We start from the raw sequence: 24762 nt of genomic DNA, 5'->3' as shown, positions 1-24762 counted from the left end.
TATGTCGGCCACCTACTCTTCGACCCCAGAAAATACCGCTGAAACCACCAAGCTGTTTAAAAATCCACTGCTTCACTACATTCGCTATCAACCGCGAGCGTTTTTTGCCGGGATTTTTTTGCTAGTTATTACCAATGCTTTGGATGGTCTTTATCCTTTGCTTTTAAAAGTCGGCATTGATCAGATTGAAAAACATCAGCCTCTCGGCGACCTCGGCCGCACTAGCATGTTTTTGATTGCGACCCTTACCTGCTTGGGGATCACTCGCTATGCTTGGCGCCGCAACTTCGGTAAGTTTCATACCTACGCGATGGAAGACATGCGTCTGCGCATTTTCAAACACTTCACAACTCTAGGCCCGAGCTTCTTTCAAAAAAATCAAGTCGGCGAATTGATGAGTGTTTTGACCAATGACGTGACGTCGTTCCGCCAGGCGATTGGCCCAGGCCTTTTGATCTTCATGGACGGCGTGATTTACTTGATCATCATTCTGCCAGTAATGTTCACGATGAACTTCACGTGGACGTGGCAGACGCTGATTCTTTTGCCGTTAGTTCCATTTCTTATCAATAGAGTGATGAAGTTGATTCACAAAAATTACAAGATTTCTCAAGACCGGTTCTCGGAGCTTACAGGCGTAACCCAGGAAACGATCGGCGGGATTCGTGTTGTGAAATCCTACGCGCAAGAAGATCACCGCACAGACATGTTCTGCCAAAGCAGTCGCAAAGTGGAAGCTGCTAATAACAAAGTCGCTTTCATCGACGCGCTTTTTATGCCGGTGATGGAGTTTGGCGTCACTAGCGGCTCGGTCATTTTGTTTTTCATTGCAGCAAATGATTTGTACCTAGGAACCGTGACCATCGGAACTTTCGTTGCTTTCCATCGTTATATTCAAAAAATGGTGTGGCCTGTAACGGCGCTGGGGCTTGGGTTTTCGTACTTTGAAAAAGGCCGCGCTTCGATTGATCGTATTAAAGAAGTCATGGTTCAAGACACGGATATTCCGGATACAGGCACGGTCGATCTTCGCGAGTTTAACTCTTTGGAATTCCGCAATGTCTCTTTCAAATATCCGGGCAGCGAAGTCTATGTACTGAAAAATATTTCTTTCCAAATCCGTGTTGGCGAGCACGTGGGATTGATGGGTCAAGTCGGTTCCGGCAAAAGCACGCTCGTGAATTTGCTACTACGTATGTATCCAGTCAATGAAGGGCAGATTTTTATCAACACCCTTCCGATCGAGAAATACACGCTGAAAAGCCTTCGCGCCGTTATGGTGCTGGTGACTCAAGAAGTGTTCTTGTTTAGCGAGACCGTATCTAAAAATATTAGCTATGGCATGAATTTGGATCCTGAGTTTACTTCCGTCGAGCGCATGACCCATGTTGTGAACATTCACGGTGAAATCGAAAATCTTCCGCAAAAGTTTGACTCTCAATTGGGCGAACGTGGCGTGAACCTGTCTGGTGGCCAAAAACAGCGCCTAAGTATTGCTCGTGGCTTGATTCTGACTTCGCCATTTTTGATTTTGGATGACTCTTTAAGTGCCGTGGATACACGCACTGAAAAAATGATCGAAGAAGAACTTGTACGAGCGGCAAAAAAGCAAACTCGTATCACGGTCGCGCATCGTTTGAGTTCTTTGAAAAGTGCCGACAAAATTATCGTTCTTAAAGATGGCATGATTGAAGCCATGGGTCCTGCCGAAGAACTCATGCAAACAAGTCCGAGCTTCCGAACCATTGTCAGCGTCCAATCCAGCTCGGAGGTGAACCATGAATGAAGATATTATTAAGACGAAGGTCACCTACCCGATCATGTTCAAACGCCTTTGGCCTTACACACGCAAGCATCCGTGGATGTTTGCTGCGGTGGTTTTGATTATTTTGCTTTTGACGGGAATCTCGCGCTTGATTCCGTATATTATCGGTTACGCCATTGACCATGGGGTTATTGCAAAAGACATTTCGCTGTTTAAGATGATGGCCTTGGTTTATTTGGGCCTAGAATTTTCAAGAACCATTTTAAGTTTTTCCCAAAACTATATGTTTCAAGTTCTTGGCAACCGCGTTTTGTATTATCTGCGCGAAGATCTGATTCGCCATACTCAAGCTTTGCCTTTGCAATACTTCAATAAAACCCCGACGGGTCGTACGGTCACTCGTATTGCCAATGACGTAAGCTCATTAGGCGATCTTTTCACGGACGGCGTGATCAATATCTTTATCAACGCTGTGAACGTGATTGCGATTATCGTGGCAATGTCTTTGATTTCGGTGAAGCTAACGGTTGTGACTTTGATTTTGTCGCCACTCTTCGTTTTTGCCGCGGTTTATTTGAGTAACAAAATACGTGATATTTTACGTGAACAAAAAAAGAAACTCTCGAATATCAATTCATTCTTGGCTGAAAATCTGAACGGCATCAAGGTTGTGCAATTATACAACCGTGTACCGAAAAACTTAGCTCAGTTCCAGGCTCTTTCGGACGACTATCGTGCCAGCAATATGCAGTCTGTAAAATCTTATGCGGCAATGTTCCCGATCATGAACTGCTTTACGGCTTTCACGATTACGGCTGCGATGTATTTCGGCGGCTGGATTAGTCTTGAGGGCGGTCTTACGATCGGTGCTGTGGTGGCCTTTATGATGACAGCTCAGGATTTTGTACCACCCCTCAGAGATATTCTTGAAAAATACCAGCAGTTTCAAAACTCACTGACGAGTGCTGAGCGTATTTTTACACTTTTGGATGAACCCGCAGAGGCCGAAGTAAAAACTGCCGAGGAGTTGTCACGCTTAAACGGCCAAATCGAAATCAAGGGACTTAATTTCCGCTATGAAGAACATTTGCCGTTGGTGCTTAAGAATATCAATCTGAAGATCCGCGCTGGCGAATCCGTTGCTTTGGTTGGCAGAACTGGCAGCGGAAAAACTACGTTTATTTCTTTACTGCAAAGATTCTATGATGCTCCCCACGAGACTATCTATATGGATGGGCTTCCGCTGGAACAAATCACGCGTCATTCAATCCGTTCGCATATCGGCGTGGTTCAACAGGATAATTTTATTTTCCGTGGTACCATTGCTGAAAACGTAAGCCTTGGCGATCCAAGCATCACTCTTCAAGACGTAGAAAAAGCGTTAGCACAAACTGGGTACTTGGATCTGCTTCGCCGCACAGGCCGTGATTTGCAATCCCCTGTTGAAGAACGCGGGGCAAACTTGTCGGTCGGCGAAAGACAGTTGATCGCGTTTGCAAGAATCTTGGCATTTGATCCAGATATTTTGATTTTGGATGAAGCGACGGCCAACATCGACTCTGAGAGTGAATTGATTTTGCAAAAAGCCACTCACGAAGTCATGAAAAGCCGTACCAGTATTATTATCGCCCATCGCCTGTCCACTGTGCGCGAATGCAACCGCATTGTGGTCTTGCGTGACGGAGAAATCATGGAAGTGGGATCTCACCAAGAACTTATGAGCCAAAAAGGCTTGTATTATCAGTTGGCCAACACAGGCCTTGGTGAAACCAAGAAGGAAGCCACCGATGACGACGGAAGAGTTGTATAAAAAACTGACTCACGATATTCCCCTGACTCGCCATTTGGGATTTGAGATTGTTTCTGCAACTCCCCAAAAAGTGCACTTGCGTGCGCGTTTGGCCGAAAATATTAATCACAAGGGCACGGGATTCGGCGGCAGTCTTTATACTCTGTCGGTATTAGCTGCCTACAGCCTGGTTTATCTGGGGCTTGATAAAGAGAAAATTAATACCAATGACATCGTCATTCAAAAGGGCGAGATCAAATATCTAAAACCTGTCACTGGGGATTTCGATATTGTCTGCGAATTCGGCAAACCCGAACTCTATCAGAAGTTTTTCTATTGCTTAGATCGCTGGAAAAAAGTGCGTGAACTGATGAAGGTGGAAGTCCGCTGCAAGGGCGAGGTTTGCGCTCGCCTTGACGGAGTTTTTGTCGTCCATATGTAATTAGCGCGTCCGTTCGATCGTTTCTATTATTCTGAATGTGACTATGTGACCTGGACCTTTTGCCCAATTTTAATGACTTTATATTTAGAATTTTTATGATGAGGACTTCAGATTAATTAGCAAAAGGAGTTGCTTCATGAAATTCATCACGATGGTTTTATCTATTCTATTGATTGGCACTTTGTCTTTCGCTCAGGAAGTTATGAAGGCTCCCCAACTTGAGCCCATGGATCTTATTCAAACTACCAGTATGAATACCCAAGAAATCACTCTAGAAGTTAAAGAGGCTCCTCGATGGAATATCTCTTTAGGTATGAGCAAGTTTGAACGCGGCAATACTTATGACACTAAAGGCAGCGGGTTGACGATGGAAGTGCAAAGACGTTTTGGTCAGGCTTTCTTTGTAGGAGCGTCTTACACAAACTACAGCATTGAATCTAATAGCTACGCTCTATCTATGAACCCGATGGTTGTGAGAGATCACGAGAACCAAAATGTTTTCACCGGGTCCATCGAGCTTCACCCAATCCGTGTAGAGCTGCCAAAACACTCTGAGTTCTTTGCTGCGATGACTGCAGGTGCAATGGGCACTTCCTATGACTATTCTATTATGAATGGCTACTTCTATGGCGCAGGCGTCGGCATCAATTACAATAATCAAATTGGACTACGCGCTGATCTGAAATCCAATGGCGATTTCAAATCATTTAGCTCTATGGCGTTGGTGGGTTACTACTAAGCCTAGAACTTTTCCGAGCACAATAAGAAGCGAGGTCGATTTTCGATCTCGCTTTTTTTATTTCTCGTACCTAAACCTTCCAGAACTCGTTGACCGCGGTCTTATTCAACCCTAGTGTCAGGCCTATGAAGTTCTTAGTTTTTTACATCATTCGTTCTTTGGCCGTCTCGATTCTTTTGGCAGGAGCCATCGCCATTTCGATTCATCGAGCAGCTGTTGTGCCTGGACGCAATTGGTCTCAGGACCGTACTGCAATCATCGTGATTGGGGCCTTTGTCTTTTTTGTGCTGCAAATGGTGACCATGCCGATCATGGTCTATCGTAAAAAATCAAAGAACTCTCAAGGTCGTATTACTGTGGAAGACATTCACAATGAGCAAGCTGCACTTTTTAAAAGCGTGAATCAATTCTTCCATCGTCATCGTGCGATTTGGATCCCCGCAATTATTTTGCTTCTTATCGGCATTGTCCTTTACGACAGCTTCGCGAAATAAAAAGCGAGATCTGTTTCTCGACCTCGCTTCTCTTTTATTCAAAAACTTCTTCTGCCATTTTCTTTGTATGTTCGCGAATGTCTGTGGGCCACTTTGCGATTTGCTCTTTGAACTTTTTGGAGTCCTTCGCATACAACGCTCTAAGGGCCTCTTCATAATGTGGAAGATTTCCCGCCATTGTCGCCATAAACTTGTAAGTTCGCTCTTGAGCTTGTTTCAGAATCTCGCGCCCAGATGTTTGTTTCTTGGCGTCATCAATCAGTCTGCGTAAAGTCGCCGATGCTCCACCTGACTGGGTCGAGAGCCACTCCCAGTGACGTGGTAAAAGCGAAACCTCGCGCGCTACGACCCCCAACTTTGGGCGACCAGGCCCTGCGGTGGCTTTCGTCTTTTCATCCGGAGAAAGATAAATCTGCAAACGTTGCAAAACCTCTTTCTCGGAACCGCTCAAATCAAAATCCATTTCTTTACCGGTCAGATCACTGAAGACCAAGATCGAAGCATCAGGATGGCTTTTAAGCCTTTTTTTAACTGCTAGGACCACTTCGTCCAAGGCCCCTTGTTTGAGTAGCTTTTCACCCTCAAAGGCCGTGTAGTTTTGCGAATCCATATATCACCTCTGGAATCCAATATTACCCGGGTAAAATAGAAATGTCAATATTACCCGGGTAATATTAAAACAGGGACGTATAAACCCCTGTTTCGCCTGGTGATTTTTCAATAAAAAACCCACTGGTTTTAAGTCAGTGGGTTTAAACAATTGGAGATCTGTAGACTAACTAGTAACAAAGAGTCGCGCCGGTATCCGGGCTGCAACCATTCCACGCAGTGTTCGTGCAGTAAAGGTTTTGCGGAGTTCTCCAGCTTTTCCCTTCGCTCATACAAGCTTGCCAGTACGGGCTCTCGATGTCAGATGCTTGATCATCAAACTCAGCAATCAAATCTTTGATCAAATCACGAGATTGATGTTCAGCGATGTCCAACTTATCAGCCATTGCTTTGATGGAAGAAGATTCTGGAAGATCGCGTTTTGCAATCGCACGGATGTCTTTCTTAGAAAGACCGATGGTCTCGAAGGACTCTAGGCCTTTGCTTTTCACGCCATCAAAAGCAACTTTGATTTTAGCTGCTGCGTCGGTGCTGACATTGTATTTTTTAGAGAACGCCAAAACATCAGAGCTTACAGCTTTGGTGTCAAAAGGTGTCTCGAGCTTCAAGTCTGCTGCGTAGTAGCGACGATAGCGTGGTGGTGGGTTACGGTCATGACGTGGTGGCGGATAGTGCCTGCGGCCATGATCGTAATCATGACGACGGCGATCGTGATGATGGTGATCACGGTCATGATCGTGTCCTCCGGCTGCAATGCCGATTCCGATACCTATGCCGATGATGCCAGCAGCGATTTCTCTGTCATTACAAGCTGTGTTGAACAACACAGAGCTCGCAAGAAGAGATACCAGAATAACTTTTTTCATAGTGGTCCTTTCTGTGAGTTGTGGCAATTTGCCACCAATTTTATGAGCAGAGTATTTTGCAGCAATGCTCATGCCAGAAGAAAGTGACACCAGTTTTTTGTTGATGCTCTAGTGCAGCAAGTTTTTGTCTGCAGAAATGCAGTTACATGCTTCTAGATTTTCGGAGATAGAATTTTGTTCTTTGCCTTCAAGATAAGCTAAAAAAGAGGCGCAACGAAAAGAGAGATCGATCAAAGTATCCGTATCCATCACAAACCTATCATTGCCAAATTTCAAAGAAACCCAGTTTTCGCTGAGCTCTTCGAAAGAAATCTCTTCTTCTTTAATGAACTGACTCTTTTTCATGAGCCCTCACTAGCCTCTCATCGAGTAGTACCCAATCACCAAATTCGGATCGAATGGGAATGGGACTGCTTGAATTTTCGGTTCATCAATCAACTTACCAGTTGGAGTGCCGTTCGCATCCTCAAGACTCAGGAAATCAGCAAGCTCTAAACGAGGAGCTTGGCGTGCGTACTGATAAACTTGATTTTCATAAGCTTTCGGAGTCAATGTGACAACGTCACCTACAGAGATCGTCGCAGAAGCAATATCCACCTTCTTACCATTCACTCTCACTTTACCGTGAGAAATCAACTGGCGAGCCGCCGGAATACTTGGGGCAAATCCTAAACGGAAGATAATGTTGTCCAAACGCTTCTCAAGAAGGTTTACCAAGGACTCAATCCAATTAGTGGCTTTGGAACGTTTGGCTTTTTTAATGATACGACGGAATTGCTCTTCGCGAACACCGTAGTGGAAACGCAATCTTTGCTTTTCTTCTAGCTGCAAAGCGAACTCAGAGTATTTGCGACGCTGATTTCCGTGCTGCCCTGGCGGGTAAGGACGTCTTTCCAAAGCTCCGGGTTTACCCATGCCTGGAAGCTCCATCAAGAGGCGGCGTTGTCTTTTAAATCTAGGAGTTTTACCTGTGCGTTTCATGAACTTTTCCTTGTGAGGTCCTAGTTCATAAAAGAGCTTTCAAATATTGGACAGAAGTTTCATTGAACTCTCACCGTTTGCAAACGCGGTGAAAGTTCATTGCAATGAAATTGAGAATGAAAATGAATTGATTAAATGTCTTGGTTGGTTTTCGGTGTGTAATCAATGCGAATGTCAGCGTCTGCTGGTGGAACAGCATCACCCTTAAAGCGAATGATGTGTTTGCCATTTTCTTGAATATAAACCCAACCGTTGGTGTCGCTCTTAGCAACCAACTTGCCATTGACGGCAACGCGGATCGTGGCCTCTAAAGGCTCCGTTTTCAAATAGAAGTCGGTTAAGATCTGTACGATACGCGCTTTGATATTTGAAACTGCTGAAGACAAGCTATTAGAGCACAGAGACTCTTTGTTACCGCCGGAAATTTCCGCCAATTGCATTTGAATCTGGCCCACTTCCGAATAGTCATTGAAAGTACGGCAAGCGCTTGAGTTCTCAAGCACGCCGATAAAATTGAAAATCCAAGACTTGCGACCTTCGACAGAAGGTGGCTTCAATGCATCCAAGAAGTTAGCATAGTAGCTTGCGGTCTTTGTACTTTTATCATCCTCGTCACTAAGCTCGATGACTGCCAAAAGGGCATCATCACGGAAGAACCCGGCACCAGCTCCGTTTAAGTACGAAGGTGATAAAGCGGTTTCCAAGGATAAAAGACCACGCTCGTTATTACTGCCCGTTTCACCCTGAGCAATTCTTTGCTGAAGCAAAGCTTCAAGGTTGGCAGTTTGGTTTGTAAGCACCATAGGCGAGCCCAAGAACTGCCCACCATTACCGTCGATACCCATGCTCGTAGAAATTGCCACGATATGATAGTTCATCTTGAGGCTCTTTAGAACAGCCACAAGGTTCGGGATCTGAGCAACCAGGCGTTGCTGGTGCTGTCCCATCGATGTTGAGTTATCAACGACAAAGACAATGTCGACTTTATTATTGTAGAGAATTTTCTGACCGAAATTTTGTTCGGTTTGATCGAGATCGAAAGAAGCTGCGGCTCCGTTGCTGCCACAGCCCACTTGAGATAAAGACAATACAAGAACCAGCGCAGTGATTATTGTGCGTACCACAAAGCCCCTCTTCCATAGGGCCGCTTAGTATTAAGCAGCCTTCTGTGTGAATTGACGAATGGATTCGCGCACTGACTGACTGATGCTTGTAAACTTGACGCCGTATTTAACTGAATCTAGAGCGCTCTTAGTATCTTTAACCATTTGCTTGCTTACAACTGTGCAAACAGCGTTGAACGGAGGAACTCCGTCACCTGGTTGGAAGTGTAAGAACAAGTTTTGTCCTGGTTGCAGATTCGGATTGTCGATCAAGATACCGGCACCGCCAGAACTGATCTCCATGCTGCGACCTTTGAACACAGTTTTGTTGTTATGAACAATCAAAGAACAACCATAAGATGCACGGGCATGACGACGACGGAAGAACACTTCCGCGATTTCAGACAAGCCAGATTCTTTCATGGCACGGATTGACTCTGCAGAATACTCATCAAGTTCCGCGACACGTTTCCACGCATTCAATTTTGAATGCCAAACATAATCGTATTCAAACATGGTTTTTTCTTGAAGCATCTGAACAAGCTCCAATTTTGAGAAAGGACCATAGTTATTGCCCTCTTTCAAAATGTACCAAGCTTTCTCTTTATATTTATCATCATGTTTTGGAGCTTCAGCATTAAAAACAGTATGCTCATCAACGGCTTTAGCTGGAGTCTTAACAGACGACGCTTGGAATTTATCTGCAAAACTTGGATGTTCCATAATTACCACCCAGTCTGCTTTGGCTTCACAATAGACATAGTCTGTCCATACATGTTCGCCGCCTTCAATCTTTTGAACAATCGTCTCTACTGAGTAAGGGCCTACATGACCGCCGTTTAGTGAGACATAAAAAAGTGTTTGCATACTGCACCTCTTGCTTCATAGACCCTATCGGCGGGGCCAAGACCAGACTTAAGGGTCCAAAAAGAAAGAGTAATTTGTCCTCTGTATTTTAAAAAAAATGTGCAGGTTTTTTACAGGACCTTAGATGAAGTGTTTGAATGTCGAAAAAATTTTGGGCAGAAGAGCCTATCACTTCCGTCGAGAAGTTTCATATAGAGACACTCTTTTTAGAGAGAGTTTTCAGCCTCGTCCATAAAGATAGAGTGAAAAACCGTGTCGCTGATCTGCCTTGCTGTTCCTATTTCCACAACGCCGATGGAATCTATGCGCGCTTCCATACGTGTTTCGTAGGCTAAACAGCGTTCCATAATCTTAGAAATGTATTTGGGATTGCAGCGAATTGCCAAGGTGCTATGAGGCACCCAACTGCCAGGCTGATAATAGAGGGAACAAGCGGCACTTAAACGTGGGTCTAGGGCATGAAATCTTTTATGAAAACCAAGGAGTCCATCCGAAGGGACGACTCCTAAAAACACATGAGCTGGGTCTGTAGGAAAAGTGGCCAGGCCATACGTGAGAACTCGCGGGACTTCGTGACAGACTTCTGCGAAGGCTCCGGCAAGTCCAATGAGGTCTCCTTCTGGAGCGTTCTCCCACGTTCCCAGGGTAATACCCGGTCGAGAGCCCGATTGCTTTAGAAACTCTGCCAATCCTGAATCCGCCAAATCCTTCCAGATCCTTCGAATTGGGGTCGCAGTCTCTTCGCTAAAATAGCACTTAATAGCATAAGCCATAGCCGGGTTCTAACAATAGCCCCATACCTTGTCATGAGTAATTCCGGTCACAAACTGGCCTCAACTCATCGCAAAAATTAAACCTCTGAATTCTAAAAATTGAGAATTAGTAAGGGGTTATTCCTAGATCTAAGAACAATTCCACAAAAAAGCTCGTCAGCTGCAATATAGGCCCCCTGAATCTGGCATCGCCATTGCTCTATTGGCACTCGTCAATAGACACCACAACAACGACAACGGAGACTTCATGAAAAAAATACTTCTAATATTGCTAGCCACACTACCGCTCAGCGCTTGCTCTCCATCAATAAAAACTCATAAGAAGACTTATCAATATTATCATCCCCCGATTCCCCCGGTCCTCCCTGAAAAAGGCGATTTGGAATTTTATAAACAGTTCTTCACCGAAGAAACTCCATCTTGCGATCCCAATACTATCTACACATTCGTGCGCGGTTCTGCGGCTACGAAAACACGTGGGCGGGAACTATACCGCACACCAAGCCTGAGCTTTTTCATAAAGAGCGATGGGACAGCTTTCGTTGGATACTCCGAGTATATTCGCATGTATCCACCAGATCAGGTTGGAGCAACAATTGAGGCTAACAGATACGCGCACTACGCTAGCACGTGGAAAATCGCCGAAGACGGCGCACTTGTTATAGAAAATTTTGGAAGCTTATACCCGGCCCTCTACTACGATGAGTTCGCTCTTACGTTTGTGCCTTCGACGACAATCAATGAAATAGCACAGGACGAGACATTTACCCTGTGGAAAAAGAAGACCACTACCGAATTTACCCTCGACCCAAAATGTGAAAAGTAGCATTTAGGTTTGCTTGACTACCAAAAAGCTACTACTTTTGAAGTCAATGAAGCTTTCGATTGTAAAGGTATTCCAATTTCTCTATCACAACTTTGGCCCCCTGATCGGGTTTTATCTGGTCAACCACTTCTTTGGGTTCAAGGCCGGCGTGATCGCTTCTATTCTAGTTGTGATTTGGGAGTTTGCTTGGCTTAAATTTCGGAGAAAAACAAAGCCCACCACATTTTTCTATATCACCAGTCTGATGGTAATTGCATTTGGCATATTCGACCTAACTCTTCAAGCCCCCTTCTTCTTTAAACTGGAAGCCTTTATTACAAATATGTGTATGGCATTTTTCTTCGGAGTCTCTCTATTTAGAGATAAATCTCTTGTCCAAGAGATTGCGGAAACTCAAGGCCGAATTGACACAGACCAAACCCCAGACAAACATTTTTTCTTTCGATTCTACACCTCCGTTTGGACCGTCTATTTTGTGGCGAAAGCTATTATATATCTGTGGATCAACCTAAACTCCTCTTTCGAAGATGCGTTCTTTTTACGTGTCGCCATCGGTAAAGGCAGTTTCTGGGCCATGATGTTTTTCTCAGTTGTCATTCCAAAGCTTGTTTGGCGGTGCTTGGAGTTCTTAAAGGTGTTTCCATCTCAACGCGCAAAAGCTCTGACACAACCCGAATAAAGCCGCACCGAGCTGTCACAGAACATAAAATCTGGCTCTACTTTGACGTGCCGAGATCCCACGGCGTAGAGTTTCTAGATGACTGAAACCAAAGCCTTTCCCTACCTCCATGGATTTTCTGAAGAAGAACAAAACCGTTTGCGCAAACAAGCTCATTTTGGTGAGTACACCGTTTATCAGGACATCAATCTTTCGAATGTCACTGATCTTTTGGAGGTTGGTTGCGGCGTTGGCGCGCAAAGTGAAATCATATTGCGTCGGTTCCCCGATCTGACTTTAACGGGAATTGATCGCAGCACCAAACAGTTGGCCGTAGCTCAACATAACTTAGCGAAAACTCCATATGCCGTAGGCCGCTTTGATCTTCGTGAAATGGATGCGACTGCGATGGAGTTTGATGCAAACTCTTTTGATGGGGCTTTCTTGTGTTGGATTTTGGAACACGTTCCAGATCCAATTCGTGTTCTTTCGGAAGTTCGTCGCGTTCTTCGCCCGGGCTCTCTCGTTTACATCACCGAAGTGATGAACTCGTCTTTCTTCTTGGATCCGTACTCTCCGAATGTTTGGAAGTACTGGATGGCTTTCAATGACTATCAGCTGAAACAAAAAGGCGATCCATTCGTAGGTGCTAAGCTTGGTAATTTCCTAATGAGCCTTGGCTACAACGACATTCGCACCGAAATCAAAACATGGTTCTTGGACAACCGCTATCCTCAAGCCCGCAAAGAGTGTGTAGAGTACTGGGCGGATCTTTTACTGAGTGCCAGCGAGCAATTGGTCGCAGCAAACTATGTTTCCGCAGAAGTCGTCGAGGGAATGAAAGAAGAAATGGCCAAAGTTGCGAATGATCCAAATGCGGTCTTCTTCTATTCGTTCGTTCAAGCACGCGCACGAACTTAGACAGTTGACTAGAGGGAAGACAACCGACTTTCGAGTGAGCAGAGCGAGCAAAATGCCTCTGTCTCAAGATGGGAATGTCTCCTCTGAGAGTAGATAATTATCCTCAAAGACCTTATTGTTTAGATATATGGAAAAAATTTATATATCACAAACCGAACTCCAAGGTCGCAACGGTCTTTCTCGCTCACTTTCTTGCCGATTTGCGGAAACTCCATTCCTTTACTTCTTCTCTGCACTAAGCTTCATTCTGAGCTTCCTCGTTTTCATGAATATGATTATGCCATTTTTCTCGGGGCATTTTAAAATAGCTTTCAGTGCTGGCAACATTTTTCAATTTTTTCTGCTGACTCTGACGAGTTATATTTCTTGGGTTCTTAAAAAGACAGCCAACCTTCGTGTACACATCCATGGTGAGCGCCTTATTTATGAACTTAAAGAAAAAGACGCCGTGTCTTTCACCGTTGAAGATATCAAATCTATTCAATTCAAACATCACCAATGGGTTTTTGGATTTTTCTTGGTATTGAAGTCTGGAGCATCTTATCACTTTCCAATGCATTTGGAGCGCCTGGATTATGTGCTTGATACATTAAGCTTTCATCGCAAGGATCTTTCGCGCACTGCGGGCTTTAGTAAGTTCCGTGAAAAAGTGGTAGTACTTGACCACATGCTGGCGCACAATCGCAGCTACCTATCGAGAGCTCATATCAAATCGCTATCTTTCTATTTTATCTATCCATTCTATGCTTCCCATACCTGGAAGCGCCTTAAAGTAGATCCAAATAAGGTTCAGCGTGACACAAGCTACGAGAAAAAGATGGAGACTCTTTGCCATAAAGTAAATATCGGCATCAGTCTTAGCATGTTAGCTATTGTAGTACTGTGGAGAATGCATATCTAAAAATGAAGAAGTAATCTTCAACACTCTCGTAAGACGCCCGTGGGATTTTCTTTTATCCTTTTGTGAAAAGGAGATCCCATGAAAATTCTTATGTTCGCGGCCTCGTTTCGCAAAGATTCGCTCAACAAGAAACTCATTCGCAATGCCGCACAGATGATTCCCTCGGGCCACGAGGTGAATTTAAAAGAGTTCAATGAATATGCAATGCCACTTTATCATGGTGATTTAGAAACGGACTCTGGGATCCCAGACGCGGCTCAGAAGTTCATCCAAGACATTGCCGACCATGACGCCATCATCATCTCTAGTCCCGAATACAACTCTGGGATTCCTGGAACATTGAAAAACGCCATTGATTGGACTTCACGAGTAAACCCTGTACCCTGGGTCGGAAAACAAGTGCTGATTATGGGTGCGTCCCCAGGCATGGTGGGCACCAATCGCGGAATGTGGGAAGTGCGCAAGCCCCTCGAATATCTAGGTGCCCATGTTTATCCAGAAATGATGGGTTTTGCCCAAGCGAATAAAGCTTTTGATGAGCATGACCAACTTAAAGAAGAAGCCATGCGACCCAAGCTGCAAAAGCTGTTATTCAAATTTACGGAATACGCAGAGTATGTAAGTAAATTCCGCCCGGCAGAGACGCCGCCACCGGCACCGACAAAACCGAGTCCGACACCGGAATCGAAGGCTCCCGAGGCCGGTTACAATCAAAAAAACCCATGAAGAGTGGTGCAATAATAATCAATGTCTTCATAGATCCAAATTAACCCTGGCGTATCCCAGGGTTATGTAATTCTTGTGACGCTTTAGAATTAGTGATGTCCGAATCTTCAAGATGTCCTCGCCAAATCACGAACTTTCATAAGCACACTGGCAATATCAAAGGAGGTCGAAGTGAATCCAGAAAAACAAAGAGAGCCGACGCAACGGCCCCCTCCGCAGCCCGTGAAAGAACCACCAGAAAAGCAGGCTCCGCAACAGGAGCCGCCAAAGAAAACTCCGAGGGATAGCGATGACATTGAAATAGATTTTCCTCTGGATTCCCCGCCCGACTCCGAAAATCGCCGACGACGTCGCAATTAATAGCTGCGCCAGTCGCTATAGGGGTTTACAACTGCTGGATAGACCTAAAAGTCTTCCAACGTTGAGAGTTCTGCCTTCTTTGACAGAAGATTTTAGCAAGTCGTAAGAACAAGATTTACGAAGGATCTCGCTTTTTAATTCTTCACCAGTAAACGCTGGATTCATTTCTTTTAAGAGCGCTGCCGCACTTGACACAACAGGAGCCGCCGCCGACGTCCCATTAAACAGACGAAGATCACCCGTCAAAGCATAGGTCGCAATTCCATCGTTGATGTCTCCGGCTGGTGCCACCACATCAATACCAGGACCCTTCCGAGAATAACCAGGAAGACTCTTGTAGGACGTCAGGCTGGAAGCTCCTACAATAAGAACATTACCCCAGGCCTCCGTAAACTCGTGGGCATAAGCCCCGTCATTTCCACCGGCAAAAACCAGCAAAGTTCTTTGGAAGAGATCTTTTCCAACATTGTCTCTGAGCTTTTTTAGAAACTCTTCAGTGAAAGAACAAGAACAGTTCACGATATCGGCTTTCAACTCAAGAGCACGAACAAAAGCATCCATGACTGATTTTTGCGAAGCAATCTCGTTTGAGAAAGCACGCATCGGCAAAATACGTACATTCGGCGCAAGTTCTAACACAATTCCCGCAACCGCAGTGCCATGGCCGTCTTTATCCTGAGTGCTGCTGTGATTTTCGAATGTATCCCATCCATCCAATACATTTTCCTGAAGCGCTGCTGGTAAAGAAACGCCGGAATCAATAATAGCAACAGTGACGGTCTTCCCAGTCACTGTGGTCGTCGTAGGATAGTTGACTAAATATTTAAGTCGAAGATTTTCAGGGTCTTGATTTGAAGGTGCTGCCTGAGAGATAGAGATGGAAATAACAAAAGTAAGAAGGCACGTCATCAATCGCATAAGACCGCCTCTTGAAAATTCCATTAGCCTTCGTAACCGACGGCTTTTTTCCATTCAGGAGTAGGCTCGATCATTTTGCGAGCTTTCAAATCAAACAAGCCAAATACAAAGATCGCTTCGCTGGCAACAGTGCCATCGGGTTTGATCATTTGCTGTTTGAGGCGTCCGATTTTTCCAGGATAATCAACGAGCTCCGTGGTGATGGTGATTTCCTCACGCAGGCGAAGCTCTTTCATGAATTTCAAATTAACTTCGAGAATCACAGGGCCCTGTTGGATGTCATGCACTTTCTTAAAGCCGTATCCACGACCAGTGACAAGATCCCAGCGGGCCTCTTCATACATATCAAGGTATCTGGCATTATTGACGTGGCCGTAGGTATCTAAGTGTCCTTCACGAATGAGTAACTTGTACGTGCCAATCTCTTTTGCCATATACTTTCCTACTTCAAAGCCTCGCGGATAACAGCGGAAGCTTGATCCATTCCCCAAACCACAATCGCGATCACAAGGATGATACAACCAACTTCAGGCCACATTGCCTGTCCTTGATACTGAATCAACATCGTACCGATACCACCACCACCGACAAGACCGATGATCGTCGCCATACGTACGTTGATGTCCCAACGATAAACGGTGAACGAAATATAAGGAAGAATCACTTGAGGAACGATGGCAAACCACACGGTTTGCAACTTTGTCGCGCCTGTCGATTGAATACCTTCAATCGGACCTTCGCTTACAGTCTCAACCATCTCAGAGTATTGTTTTGCCAAAGACGCCACAGAGTGGATCATCAATGCAAGCATACCAGCAAAAGGACCGATACCAACCCATACCGAGAAAATGATCGCCCAGATCAATGCTTCAATCGCGCGTGTGAAATTCAAGAACGTACGAAGAGCCATGTAAACTGCATAAGCAACAGACCCCTTCATAATGTTCTTCGCACAGAAGAAGCTCAAAACGAAAGCAACTGGAATTGCCAATGTTGTTGCCATGAACGCCATGAAGATTGTTTCGATAATGTTCAAAACAGCTTTCGGAAGAATTTCAAAGTTAGGATTGAACAAACCTTGGAAAAGGCGAACGGCACCGGCAAAACCGTCTTCGTTCAAAAGTTCTGTGATTGAGAACTTGGTTACATTCACGCCGACAATAAAAGTCACTCCCAAGAATACAATCAACTGCCAAGCAGAGAAGGTTTTATACCAAGGAAGTTCTGCTTTAGCGGCCTTCTTATAAGGAGGTTCAAACAGAGCCTCACCCAAAGTATGAGCAGCGCCGTTGCTGGATTTGTTCAAGCCTGCGCTTAGAACAGCTCCGATGACCATCGCAATTACAAATAACAAAAAGTTTCTGCCTAGATTCAACATTTGTTCTGGAGTTGGCTGAATCACCACCACCAAACCTACCATCGCTAAGTAAGCAAAGATAAAGCTGTCAAAAAAGGTTCTGCGGAAAATGTAGTTCTTCATCAATAGCCCCTCTTAGTTGATATGAACTTCTTTAGCGCCCTGGCCGTAGATCTTCTCAAACCACTCATCAGTGATATCGTGCGGGTTGCCCTCGTACACGATTTGACCGCCCTTCAAAGCGATCACGCGAGTTGCGTACTGACGAACTAGACTGAGGAAATGCAGATTACAGATAACAGTGATGCCCAATTCTTGGTTTACCTTTTTAAGATAATCCATCACCGTGTGGCAGGTCGCAGGATCCAAACTCGCAACCGGCTCGTCCGCGAGAAGAATAGAAGGACCTTGAGTCAGAGCGCGGGCAATCGCCACACGCTGCTGTTGACCGCCTGACAATTGGTCAGCGCGGATTTTTGCTTTTTCAGAGATACCTACAAGCTTAAGGTACTTCATCGCATTGTCTTTATCTTCTTGAGAGAAGAAACCGAAGATGCTCTTGAAAGAACCCATGAAGCCCAAACGTCCCATCAAAACATTGCTAATAACGCTATGACGTGGAATCAAGTTGAAGTGCTGGAAGATCATCCCAATATGCTTACGCAAACCGCGGATCTCTTCGCCCTGAACTTGAGCCACATCTTTGCCTTCGAAAATGATCTGACCAGAAGTCGGATCATGAAGACGATTCACACAACGAAGGAGAGTCGACTTCCCAGAGCCGCTCAACCCAATGATCACTAGAAACTCACCTTTTTTAACATCAAAACTAACACCCTTCAGAGCTTGCACACCGTTGGGATACGTTTTTACCAGATTCTTGATCGACAAAATGGGCTGAGACATGTTTGCTCCTTCAGCTTCAATTATTTCTTCATTAGGTCTGCGGCATTTTTACCAAGGTCGTTCAACATTTTGCGAACTGGCTCGTAATCAGCATCAGTTGCTTTTTTGAACTCGGTAACACCGTAGATTTTATTGAAGGCTTCTTTACCTTCTGGAGTCGCTACGAAAGCAAAGATACCGTCTACGATTTTTGCTTTCATTTCTTCAGGCATGTCTTTTCTGAAGATGATTGGATCGTTAGGAATTGGCTCAGAAAGCTCAACGATTTTGATTTTCTTTTCGACGTCTGGGTATTGAGTCAATACCAAGCGACGAGCGTCTTCCAACTTCTCGTTGCCTTTGTCGTCTTTAGAAGGCGGAGAGTAGAAAGTCGCGCCTGCATCCACTTGTCCTTGATAGATCATAGAAACCACAGAGTCATGCTTCATTGCAAACACGGTCTCTTTAGGTTCGATTTTTTTGTCTTTCAAAGTTTTCAAAGGAAGAAGGTAACCAGAAGTAGAAGAAGGATCTACGAAAGCGATTTTCTTACCAGCCAAGTCAGCAACAGTCTTGATTGGACCGTCCGCTTTAGCGATGAATTGAGATTGGTAAGTAGCTTGACCGTGACGGATCACTGTCAAACGAGCTTCTGCTCCGTATTTATCATGAGCAAGAACGTAACCGAAAGTGTTGATCGCTGCTACGTCAGCGCGCTTAGTTCCGAAAGCTTCAACCACAGCCACGAAAGACTGAGGGATAGAGATCTCGTATTTGTAAGGCGTGTTTTTTTCCATGAAAGCTTTGAAAGCTTCTGAGGATTCAGCGATGACTTTAGCGTCAACAGAAGGAACGAAGTGAACTTTAATTGGGTTTTCAGCGGTTCCCAACTCCGCTTTTTTTGAAGTACAAGCAGCTGTCATTCCCAGAGCCGCAACTACCATCAACAAACGAAGGCCTTTAATCATAATAATCTCCTTATTTTTCGGTCGCAGGAACGTAACAAAATTTCGCTCCCTGGCCAAGAGAAAGTCTTTGCCATTAAAGAACTTCCAGGGGAAGATTGCCTCACATGACGCATTCCAGCCATCTGCTTCGTCAGATTCTCGTTAAGATTGAGGAATTTCAAAATCAGGGACAGCAAAGTTTGGCTGTTTTTGATCTCGATTCCACCCTGTTTGATGTCTCGCCAAGGGTTGAAAGAATCCTTTTGGAGTTTGCCGCAGACCCTGTTAATCAGAAACGCTTTCCTGAGCAAATTCCACTACTTAAAGATATTCGCACCTACCGTAAGGACTGGGGCTTTCAAAATGCGCTACAACGTGCGGGCTTAGACGGCCACCACCCCGAGCTGCAAGAAGCTGTTCGGGACTTCTGGTACACACGATTTTTTTCCAACGAATATCTACAATATGACCTCCCGTATGATGGGGCCGTGGAATACGTGAACGCCTGCGCCAATCTTGGGGCCGAAGTGGTGTACCTGACTGGCCGAGACGTGCACCGAATGGGATCGGGATCGGCTTTGACCATGAAACGCTGGGGTTTTCCGTTGGACGATCGCCAAACACGTTTGGTGTTAAAACCGCATAAAAGCATGGACGATGCCGAATTTAAGACAGATTGGTTCGCAGCTTTGCCCGAAAAACAATATGCCGATGTATGGTTCTTTGAAAATGAACCTGTGAATATTCATCACTTGCGCGCGCAATTGCCTCACGTGAATGTCGTGTTCTTTGAAAGCACACATGCCGGCAAAGCAGCACCACCAGAAGATATCCCCAAAATCATGCACTTTCTTTTGGACGAGCAAGGAGACAACTAATGTTGTACGTTGTTGCGACACCAATTGGGGATGTCAGTGAAATTTCACTGCGTGCTTTGGAAGTTTTAAAAAACGCCGAAGTCGTGATTTGCGAAAGCACCAAAGAGGCCAGCAAACTTTTGCGTGCCCATGGAATCACTGGAAAAACTTACGAACTTTTGAATGAACACACCACTGCTGACGAAGTGAAAACTTTGGCGGACCTTTGCACCGAGAAAAATGTGGCTTTGGTTTCTGACTGTGGCACTCCGGGGTTTTGTGATCCAGGCGCCAATCTTGTGAAACTGTGCCGTCAGAAAAAGATCTTGGTAAAATCGGTTTTGGGTGCGTCCGCTTTGATGGGCTTACTATCATTAAGCGGCGAGCGCCTTGATCAGTTTATCTTCCGAGGATTTTTACCGGCAGAAACAGAAGCTCGCCGTAAAGCGCTGCAAGAGATTCAAAAGGAAAAACGCCCGATGGTCTTGATGGACACACCTTATCGCTTGAAAAAAACTTTGGGCGATTTGCAGGAGTTTTTCCCAAAACGTCGTGCGCTTTTAGCTTTAAATCTGTCTCAGGAAGAGGAAAAAATCCTCGAAGGAACGGCCGAGAGCCTTATTAAGCAACTCCCTTATGACAAAGCGGAGTTCATGATTCTTCTTTACGAGGGATAATATATGCGTCATGTGCTTATCACCGGAACGTCTACAGGGATCGGCTATAAACTGACTGAAGATCTGCTTAAAGAAGACTTTGTCGTTTGGGCAGGCTTGCGGTCTCCACAAGCATTAGAGTCTTTAGCACAAAAGTACCCGCAAAAATTGCATGTGCTGAAACTGGATGTGACGTCTTCTCAAGATATTGCAGAGGCTTACAGTAAAATTTCCGTCGACCCGACGTTGAAAGAGTTTTACTTGGTTAACAACGCTGGCATCGCTATTGGCGGACCCATCGAGGCTTTGCCAATCTCTGAGTGGAAAAAGCTTTTTGATACAAATGTCTTTGGCCTGATTGAAATGACGAAAACATTTTTGCCTCTTCTTCGTCGAACCCAAGGACGTGTCGTGAATATTGGTTCGATCAGTGGGCGCGTGGCCCCTTCATTTGTAGCGCCTTATAGTGCTTCGAAATTTGCTGTCAGAGCCTTTAGCGATTCTCTTCGTCGTGAAATGATCGACCAGGGCGTAAAAGTGATTTTGATTGAACCGGGCCCAATAAAAACACCGATCTGGGATAAATCTATTTCTAGAAGCCAGCAGCTTGAAAAAGAACTGACTCCCGAGATGAAGCAAGTTTACGGCAAGACACTCATTGGGATGCAAGCCAGTGTCGAGATGACAGCTGCTTCGGCGGTTCCCGTGGATCATGTGACTCGTAAAATTTTGAAAGCGCTTAACAGTCCAAATCCTTGTGCTTACTACCTGATTGGAAAAGGCATTCGTTTGACGGCGTTTTTCGTAAAACATCTGCCAACGAAAACTCTCGATCGTCTTATTTCTCGTGGGTTTCGCTTTCAAAAAGCTCCTCGCCAATAAAGGTACTCTGTGGCAGAGATGATCGCACTTCCCATTGATGACTTTTTAGAAGAGGCTTTGAAGTCCGTTCAAAGCCACGGAAACCTTGTCATTACCGCAGCTCCTGGCGCCGGCAAGACCACCCGCCTGCCAGCTTATTTAGCAAAACACTCCACCGGGAAAGTTTTAGTTTTAGAACCGCGAAGAATGGCGGCCATTGCCGCCGCCTATCGAGTGGGCGAAGAACAAAATTGGAACCTTGGTGAAGAAGTCGGTTATCAAGTTCGTTTTGCCAACAAAACCTCAGACAAAACAAAGCTGATTTTTCTGACCGAAGCCTTGCTGTCTCGCAAACTGGCACAGGATCCTGAACTTGCGGGTGTCGAGTATGTGGTGCTTGATGAGTTTCACGAACGATCATTACACGTCGATTTGGCTTTAGGTCTGCTTCGTGAAATGCAAGAACTTGGCAGCGCCATTAAACTTGTGGTGATGTCTGCGACCTTGGACTCTCCGAAAATTTCTCAGTACCTGGGGTCTGCTCCGATTTTGGATGTGCCGGGGAAGCTTTTCCCTTTGGAAATCAAATATCAAAAGAATTCGCAACTACTACAGACCTCTCCGCAGTTTTTTGAGAACCTAGTTGCACAAGTGAAAGAAGCTGCCCGGGAAACGGCTCATGATATTCTGGTGTTTCTACCAGGTGTCGGTGAAATTGATCGCGCCAGTCAGAACTTAGAAACTTGGGCTAATGAAAAAAGCATCGATTTGGTGCCTCTGCATGGAAGTTTGCCTCTGGAATCCCAAAGAAAAGCTCTGCAAAAAGGCGCACGTCGCAAAGTTTTGCTTTCAACGAATATCGCAGAGTCTTCCGTGACGGTGGATGGTGTGGCTTGCGTGATTGATTCGGGTCTTGCCAAAAACATGAAGTTTGATCTGCGCACAGGCTTTTCTCGTCTAGAGATGAGTCGCATCAGTCGAGCATCTAGCCAACAACGTGCGGGCCGCTCTGCACGCCAATTTCCGGGTGTCTGTTATCGCATGTGGAATAAGCTCGATGAAGGTTCGATGCCGGGGCATGATATTCCCGAAATCTTACGCGCTGAACTCAGTGAAAGTTTGCTCTTCCTAAGCGCTCAAGGAGTTACGGATTTTAATTCGTTTTCTTGGTTTGAAAAACCAGGTCCCTTGCCCCTTAAGAAGGCCATTGAAAACCTACAGGGACTCGGTGCTATCGACGAAAAGAACCACATTACCGAGCTTGGCCGAAAAATATTGCAATGGCCGTTGCCACCTCGCTTAGCAAAACTGATGTTGACTGCCATCGATATGAAAATTCCAAGTTTGGGTGCCGACGTCGCTGCTATTTTGCAAGAACGCGACTTCATGCTGAAACAAAGCTCGGAAGCCTATCTGGCAGATCGCTTTGAAAGTGATATTTTACTAAGACTCGAAGTCCTGGCGCAATTCCGGACAGACCGTGCTCCTCGCAATACTCATCGTATGGGTTTACAAACGGTGGATCAGGCCTCCAGGCAGATTTTGTCCTACGTAAAAGCGCGCGAAGATGAATCCGGCAAAGTCGATATATCGTTGGCTCTGCAAAAGCTTCTGCTGACGTCTTTTTCAGATCGTTTGGCTCGACGTCGCAGCAGCGGACAAGACAAAGCCCGTATGGTTGGAGGTCGTGGCATTAAGCTTTCACCGGAAACCGTCGTGCGTGAAAGCGAATTTTTCTTAGCTCTTGACGGCGTCGAGACCTCGCAAGGCTCTGAAACACTGGTGAGCCTTGCCGCGGGCCTTAGCAAAGACTTCTTATTTAAAGAATTGGGCTCTGCGATCGAAAAGAAGAAGGATCTGACCTTTGATCGCGAAAAAGGACAGTTTTATGTCCGCGAAGGCCGTCACTTCCGGGATCTGCCGTTGGAAGAAGGCGGAGTTTCTATTGCGAAGGCACAAGATGTTGCAGAACACCTTCCCGAAGTTCTGACTCAAGAGTGGACATGGGTTCTTAAAGAAAATGAATCGCTTGCAGGATGGACAGAGCGACTCGCCTACCTGATTCGCTCTCGCGAAAAAATCACGCAAGAGAATATTCGTGAAGAGCTCGAGCGCATGGATGAAAACATGCCTTTCAGTGACGAGCAAAAGCGCGAGGCCTTTGCCATGGCATCTAGTGGTGAGAAAGATTTCAAGAGTGTCGCGCAAAAAGATCTGATTTATTTCTTCGAAAGCCTTCTAAACTCTGACGTTGCTGCATTTTTGAAAAATGAAGTCCCAGCGAAACTTAAAGTGCCCAGCGGAAATTTTCTGCGCATTCAGTACCCTGCAGACCGTGATCCTTATATGGAAGTGCGTATTCAAGAGGTGTTTGGATGGATGGAGACACCAAAACTATTGGGCGGAGCTCAAGCTCTGACTTTGCATTTACTTGGACCCAACTATCGCCCTATGCAAGTGACCAGCAATCTTACGAGCTTTTGGCAAAATGGTTATCCCGAAGTCCGCAAAGAACTGCGGACACGTTACCCAAAACACTCTTGGCCCGAAGATCCTCTCACTGCTAAAGCAGAAGCAAAAGGCCGTTCCACTAAATTTTGAGAGATGCCGAAACACGGCGTGTCTATAAAAAGATTTCAGACCTGGTATCCAATGCTGGTCAACGCTCGGTTTTTAAATAAGGGTGTTTGAAATCAATTGCTTTACTTTGACTTGGGGGGATGAGTGATGCGCTGGAGATCTTTTCTGTTCTTTTTCGTTGCCGCTATCAGTTTTATTTTTGGAACAGCGGAAGCCGCTCACTTAAGACCTACGATTTATTATACTCCCATTATTGATATGACTCGCCCGCCATGCTCTTCGAGCGTGATGAAAACTGTTTGGGATACCAAAGGCCGTACTTCTATTAAACTATGCCCAACAGACTACAAAAGATGCGGTATGGAAGGCCAATGCATCGTAAAAACCTCTAGCCAATCCACTTTGATAAATTACAACAGCACTCAAGGCGACAAGTGGCGTTTTGACGTACGTGTTGGCCACCGTTGCAAATATGGTTTTGGTGTTAAAGGCTATTGCCTAGACCCCTTCTATACCGTCGCAGCTGATCCTAAACATTGGCCAGCAGGTTCTGTGATTTTCATTCCAAAGGTTGAGAACATGCTTTTACCTGATGGCAGCCGCCATACAGGCTATTTTATTGTCCGCGACCGTGGACATGCCATTAAAGGGTCTAGCCGCTTCGACTTCTTTGTCGGTTTTGCGGGCACATGGAAGACCAATTCCTTTGCAACGCTCGGTTTTAACGAGCAAGACAATAGAATCGAGTTCAGAGCTGTTTCAGGTCGAGAAGCTGAAGAAGCGCGCCAGGAACGCAATTACCCTTACCTACCCTAAGAGACATATCTAGAGGTCCATGCGCCGTGCGAAAGGACTTGAAACTAATAAAACCAACCTGTATT

26 protein-coding genes and 1 pseudogene are annotated in these 24762 nt (G+C 45.4%); 15 read left to right on the top strand and 12 right to left on the bottom strand.

The annotated features are described in order from the left end of the window. Position 1: 1 nt before the first annotated feature. From ACLWBB_RS03960 to ACLWBB_RS03940, 5 genes are all read left to right on the top strand, one after another. The gene (locus ACLWBB_RS03960; RefSeq protein WP_413290275.1) at positions 2–1786 is read left to right on the top strand and encodes an ABC transporter ATP-binding protein; all 1785 of its coding nucleotides are present in this window, start codon (positions 2–4) and stop codon (positions 1784–1786) included. After that, the gene (locus ACLWBB_RS03955; protein ID WP_413290274.1) at positions 1779–3575 is read left to right on the top strand and encodes an ABC transporter ATP-binding protein; all 1797 of its coding nucleotides are present in this window, start codon (positions 1779–1781) and stop codon (positions 3573–3575) included. The genes ACLWBB_RS03960 and ACLWBB_RS03955 overlap by 8 nt, the downstream gene beginning before the upstream one ends. Continuing rightward, on the top strand, positions 3553–3996 hold the full coding sequence (locus ACLWBB_RS03950) for a YiiD C-terminal domain-containing protein (protein ID WP_413290273.1): 444 nt from the start codon (positions 3553–3555) through the stop codon (positions 3994–3996). Before ACLWBB_RS03955 ends, ACLWBB_RS03950 begins: the two co-directional genes overlap by 23 nt. Before the next feature lie 136 nt (positions 3997–4132). After that, positions 4133–4735 (top strand): hypothetical protein, encoded by a 603-nt coding sequence (locus ACLWBB_RS03945; protein WP_413290272.1) that lies wholly within the window; start codon positions 4133–4135, stop codon positions 4733–4735. Between the two features lie 125 nt (positions 4736–4860). Then, positions 4861–5229, top strand: coding sequence for a hypothetical protein (locus tag ACLWBB_RS03940; protein WP_413290271.1), 369 nt, complete (start codon positions 4861–4863; stop codon positions 5227–5229). 34 nt (positions 5230–5263) lie between these two features. On the opposite strand, the gene ACLWBB_RS03935 is transcribed toward ACLWBB_RS03940, so the two are convergent. The 7 genes and pseudogenes from ACLWBB_RS03935 to ACLWBB_RS03905 form a co-directional block, all read right to left on the bottom strand. Continuing rightward, positions 5264–5839, bottom strand: coding sequence for a DUF2239 family protein (locus tag ACLWBB_RS03935; RefSeq protein WP_413290270.1), 576 nt, complete (start codon positions 5837–5839; stop codon positions 5264–5266). Positions 5840–6008: 169 nt separating this feature from the next. Further along, positions 6009–6704 carry a hypothetical protein gene (locus tag ACLWBB_RS03930; protein ID WP_413290269.1) on the bottom strand — a complete coding sequence of 232 codons (696 nt, stop codon included), beginning with the start codon at positions 6702–6704 and terminating at the stop codon, positions 6009–6011. 108 nt (positions 6705–6812) lie between these two features. Next, on the bottom strand, positions 6813–7049 hold the full coding sequence (locus tag ACLWBB_RS03925) for a hypothetical protein (protein WP_413290268.1): 237 nt from the start codon (positions 7047–7049) through the stop codon (positions 6813–6815). Between the two features lie 9 nt (positions 7050–7058). Continuing rightward, a pseudogene (gene rpsD / locus ACLWBB_RS03920) lies at positions 7059–7688 on the bottom strand (30S ribosomal protein S4); the annotation flags it as partial. A gap of 128 nt (positions 7689–7816) precedes the next feature. Next, positions 7817–8809, bottom strand: a complete 993-nt coding sequence (locus ACLWBB_RS03915) for a hypothetical protein (RefSeq protein ID WP_413290267.1) — start codon at positions 8807–8809, stop codon at positions 7817–7819. Positions 8810–8839: 30 nt separating this feature from the next. Further along, positions 8840–9655: a GYF domain-containing protein gene (locus ACLWBB_RS03910; protein WP_413290266.1), complete on the bottom strand. Its 816-nt coding sequence runs from the start codon at positions 9653–9655 to the stop codon at positions 8840–8842. 206 nt (positions 9656–9861) lie between these two features. Then, positions 9862–10428, bottom strand: a complete 567-nt coding sequence (locus ACLWBB_RS03905; protein WP_413290265.1) for a 2'-5' RNA ligase family protein — start codon at positions 10426–10428, stop codon at positions 9862–9864. Between the two features lie 247 nt (positions 10429–10675). Between ACLWBB_RS03905 and ACLWBB_RS03900 the strand changes: the two genes are divergently transcribed. From ACLWBB_RS03900 to ACLWBB_RS03880, 5 genes are all read left to right on the top strand, one after another. Continuing rightward, positions 10676–11254, top strand: coding sequence for a lipoprotein (locus ACLWBB_RS03900; protein WP_413290264.1), 579 nt, complete (start codon positions 10676–10678; stop codon positions 11252–11254). 46 nt (positions 11255–11300) lie between these two features. Then, complete coding sequence (locus ACLWBB_RS03895; RefSeq protein WP_413290263.1) at positions 11301–11933, top strand: septation protein IspZ; 633 nt, start codon at positions 11301–11303, stop codon at positions 11931–11933. Positions 11934–12011: 78 nt separating this feature from the next. Further along, the gene (locus ACLWBB_RS03890) at positions 12012–12833 is read left to right on the top strand and encodes a class I SAM-dependent methyltransferase (protein WP_413290262.1); all 822 of its coding nucleotides are present in this window, start codon (positions 12012–12014) and stop codon (positions 12831–12833) included. Between the two features lie 127 nt (positions 12834–12960). Beyond that, positions 12961–13734, top strand: coding sequence for a hypothetical protein (locus ACLWBB_RS03885; protein WP_413290261.1), 774 nt, complete (start codon positions 12961–12963; stop codon positions 13732–13734). A gap of 78 nt (positions 13735–13812) precedes the next feature. After that, positions 13813–14460: an NADPH-dependent FMN reductase gene (locus ACLWBB_RS03880; protein WP_413290260.1), complete on the top strand. Its 648-nt coding sequence runs from the start codon at positions 13813–13815 to the stop codon at positions 14458–14460. A 375-nt stretch (positions 14461–14835) separates the two neighbouring features. Here the strand turns inward: ACLWBB_RS03880 and ACLWBB_RS03875 are convergent, their stop codons facing one another. The 5 genes from ACLWBB_RS03875 to ACLWBB_RS03855 are packed head-to-tail and all read right to left on the bottom strand — an operon-like array spanning position 14836 to position 18948. Then, on the bottom strand, positions 14836–15762 hold the full coding sequence (locus ACLWBB_RS03875; RefSeq protein ID WP_413290259.1) for a S8 family peptidase: 927 nt from the start codon (positions 15760–15762) through the stop codon (positions 14836–14838). Beyond that, positions 15762–16172, bottom strand: coding sequence for an acyl-CoA thioesterase (locus ACLWBB_RS03870; protein WP_413290258.1), 411 nt, complete (start codon positions 16170–16172; stop codon positions 15762–15764). Before ACLWBB_RS03870 ends, ACLWBB_RS03875 begins: the two co-directional genes overlap by 1 nt. 8 nt (positions 16173–16180) lie before the next feature. Further along, positions 16181–17218 carry a phosphonate ABC transporter, permease protein PhnE gene (gene phnE, locus ACLWBB_RS03865; RefSeq protein ID WP_413290257.1) on the bottom strand — a complete coding sequence of 346 codons (1038 nt, stop codon included), beginning with the start codon at positions 17216–17218 and terminating at the stop codon, positions 16181–16183. Positions 17219–17230: 12 nt separating this feature from the next. Then, on the bottom strand, positions 17231–18001 hold the full coding sequence (gene phnC, locus ACLWBB_RS03860; RefSeq protein WP_413290256.1) for a phosphonate ABC transporter ATP-binding protein: 771 nt from the start codon (positions 17999–18001) through the stop codon (positions 17231–17233). A 20-nt stretch (positions 18002–18021) separates the two neighbouring features. Then, complete coding sequence (locus ACLWBB_RS03855) at positions 18022–18948, bottom strand: phosphate/phosphite/phosphonate ABC transporter substrate-binding protein (protein WP_413290255.1); 927 nt, start codon at positions 18946–18948, stop codon at positions 18022–18024. Positions 18949–19052: 104 nt separating this feature from the next. Between ACLWBB_RS03855 and ACLWBB_RS03850 the strand changes: the two genes are divergently transcribed. The 5 genes from ACLWBB_RS03850 to ACLWBB_RS03830 all read left to right on the top strand — a co-directional run bounded on the left by ACLWBB_RS03850 (position 19053) and on the right by ACLWBB_RS03830 (position 24697). Continuing rightward, positions 19053–19805 (top strand): HAD family hydrolase, encoded by a 753-nt coding sequence (locus ACLWBB_RS03850; RefSeq protein ID WP_413290254.1) that lies wholly within the window; start codon positions 19053–19055, stop codon positions 19803–19805. After that, positions 19805–20461: a 16S rRNA (cytidine(1402)-2'-O)-methyltransferase gene (gene rsmI / locus ACLWBB_RS03845; RefSeq protein WP_413290253.1), complete on the top strand. Its 657-nt coding sequence runs from the start codon at positions 19805–19807 to the stop codon at positions 20459–20461. Before ACLWBB_RS03850 ends, rsmI begins: the two co-directional genes overlap by 1 nt. Positions 20462–20464: 3 nt before the next feature. Next, the gene (locus tag ACLWBB_RS03840) at positions 20465–21322 is read left to right on the top strand and encodes an SDR family oxidoreductase (RefSeq protein WP_413290252.1); all 858 of its coding nucleotides are present in this window, start codon (positions 20465–20467) and stop codon (positions 21320–21322) included. Positions 21323–21340: 18 nt separating this feature from the next. After that, entirely contained in the window at positions 21341–23902 is a 2562-nt protein-coding gene (gene hrpB / locus ACLWBB_RS03835; RefSeq protein WP_413291584.1) for an ATP-dependent helicase HrpB, read from the top strand. Positions 23903–24028: 126 nt separating this feature from the next. After that, positions 24029–24697, top strand: a complete 669-nt coding sequence (locus ACLWBB_RS03830; RefSeq protein WP_413290251.1) for a 3D domain-containing protein — start codon at positions 24029–24031, stop codon at positions 24695–24697. Positions 24698–24762: the final 65 nt, after the last annotated feature.

It is taken from the genome of Bdellovibrio sp. HCB337 (assembly GCF_047302465.1).
Lineage (GTDB): Bacteria > Bdellovibrionota > Bdellovibrionia > Bdellovibrionales > Bdellovibrionaceae > JACMRP01.
The sequence above is the reverse complement of the archived record's forward strand: the minus strand, read 5'-3'. Positions and strand labels throughout refer to the sequence as shown.

What these genes read in the sequence shown, in the direction of transcription:
- ACLWBB_RS03960 (WP_413290275.1), top strand. Translation starts at nt 2, where the DNA reads ATGTCGGCCACCTACTCTTCGACCCCAGAAAATACCGCTGAAACCACC.
- ACLWBB_RS03955 (WP_413290274.1), top strand. Translation starts at nt 1,779, where the DNA reads ATGAATGAAGATATTATTAAGACGAAGGTCACCTACCCGATCATGTTC.
- ACLWBB_RS03950 (WP_413290273.1), top strand. Translation starts at nt 3,553, where the DNA reads ATGACGACGGAAGAGTTGTATAAAAAACTGACTCACGATATTCCCCTG.
- ACLWBB_RS03945 (WP_413290272.1), top strand. Translation starts at nt 4,133, where the DNA reads ATGAAATTCATCACGATGGTTTTATCTATTCTATTGATTGGCACTTTG.
- ACLWBB_RS03940 (WP_413290271.1), top strand. Translation starts at nt 4,861, where the DNA reads ATGAAGTTCTTAGTTTTTTACATCATTCGTTCTTTGGCCGTCTCGATT.
- ACLWBB_RS03935 (WP_413290270.1), bottom strand. Translation starts at nt 5,839, where the DNA reads ATGGATTCGCAAAACTACACGGCCTTTGAGGGTGAAAAGCTACTCAAA.
- ACLWBB_RS03930 (WP_413290269.1), bottom strand. Translation starts at nt 6,704, where the DNA reads ATGAAAAAAGTTATTCTGGTATCTCTTCTTGCGAGCTCTGTGTTGTTC.
- ACLWBB_RS03925 (WP_413290268.1), bottom strand. Translation starts at nt 7,049, where the DNA reads ATGAAAAAGAGTCAGTTCATTAAAGAAGAAGAGATTTCTTTCGAAGAG.
- ACLWBB_RS03910 (WP_413290266.1), bottom strand. Translation starts at nt 9,655, where the DNA reads ATGCAAACACTTTTTTATGTCTCACTAAACGGCGGTCATGTAGGCCCT.
- ACLWBB_RS03905 (WP_413290265.1), bottom strand. Translation starts at nt 10,428, where the DNA reads ATGGCTTATGCTATTAAGTGCTATTTTAGCGAAGAGACTGCGACCCCA.
- ACLWBB_RS03900 (WP_413290264.1), top strand. Translation starts at nt 10,676, where the DNA reads ATGAAAAAAATACTTCTAATATTGCTAGCCACACTACCGCTCAGCGCT.
- ACLWBB_RS03895 (WP_413290263.1), top strand. Translation starts at nt 11,301, where the DNA reads ATGAAGCTTTCGATTGTAAAGGTATTCCAATTTCTCTATCACAACTTT.
- ACLWBB_RS03890 (WP_413290262.1), top strand. Translation starts at nt 12,012, where the DNA reads ATGACTGAAACCAAAGCCTTTCCCTACCTCCATGGATTTTCTGAAGAA.
- ACLWBB_RS03885 (WP_413290261.1), top strand. Translation starts at nt 12,961, where the DNA reads ATGGAAAAAATTTATATATCACAAACCGAACTCCAAGGTCGCAACGGT.
- ACLWBB_RS03880 (WP_413290260.1), top strand. Translation starts at nt 13,813, where the DNA reads ATGAAAATTCTTATGTTCGCGGCCTCGTTTCGCAAAGATTCGCTCAAC.
- ACLWBB_RS03875 (WP_413290259.1), bottom strand. Translation starts at nt 15,762, where the DNA reads ATGGAATTTTCAAGAGGCGGTCTTATGCGATTGATGACGTGCCTTCTT.
- ACLWBB_RS03870 (WP_413290258.1), bottom strand. Translation starts at nt 16,172, where the DNA reads ATGGCAAAAGAGATTGGCACGTACAAGTTACTCATTCGTGAAGGACAC.
- phnE (WP_413290257.1), bottom strand. Translation starts at nt 17,218, where the DNA reads ATGAAGAACTACATTTTCCGCAGAACCTTTTTTGACAGCTTTATCTTT.
- phnC (WP_413290256.1), bottom strand. Translation starts at nt 18,001, where the DNA reads ATGTCTCAGCCCATTTTGTCGATCAAGAATCTGGTAAAAACGTATCCC.
- ACLWBB_RS03855 (WP_413290255.1), bottom strand. Translation starts at nt 18,948, where the DNA reads ATGATTAAAGGCCTTCGTTTGTTGATGGTAGTTGCGGCTCTGGGAATG.
- ACLWBB_RS03850 (WP_413290254.1), top strand. Translation starts at nt 19,053, where the DNA reads ATGACGCATTCCAGCCATCTGCTTCGTCAGATTCTCGTTAAGATTGAG.
- rsmI (WP_413290253.1), top strand. Translation starts at nt 19,805, where the DNA reads ATGTTGTACGTTGTTGCGACACCAATTGGGGATGTCAGTGAAATTTCA.
- ACLWBB_RS03840 (WP_413290252.1), top strand. Translation starts at nt 20,465, where the DNA reads ATGCGTCATGTGCTTATCACCGGAACGTCTACAGGGATCGGCTATAAA.
- hrpB (WP_413291584.1), top strand. Translation starts at nt 21,341, where the DNA reads ATGATCGCACTTCCCATTGATGACTTTTTAGAAGAGGCTTTGAAGTCC.
- ACLWBB_RS03830 (WP_413290251.1), top strand. Translation starts at nt 24,029, where the DNA reads ATGCGCTGGAGATCTTTTCTGTTCTTTTTCGTTGCCGCTATCAGTTTT.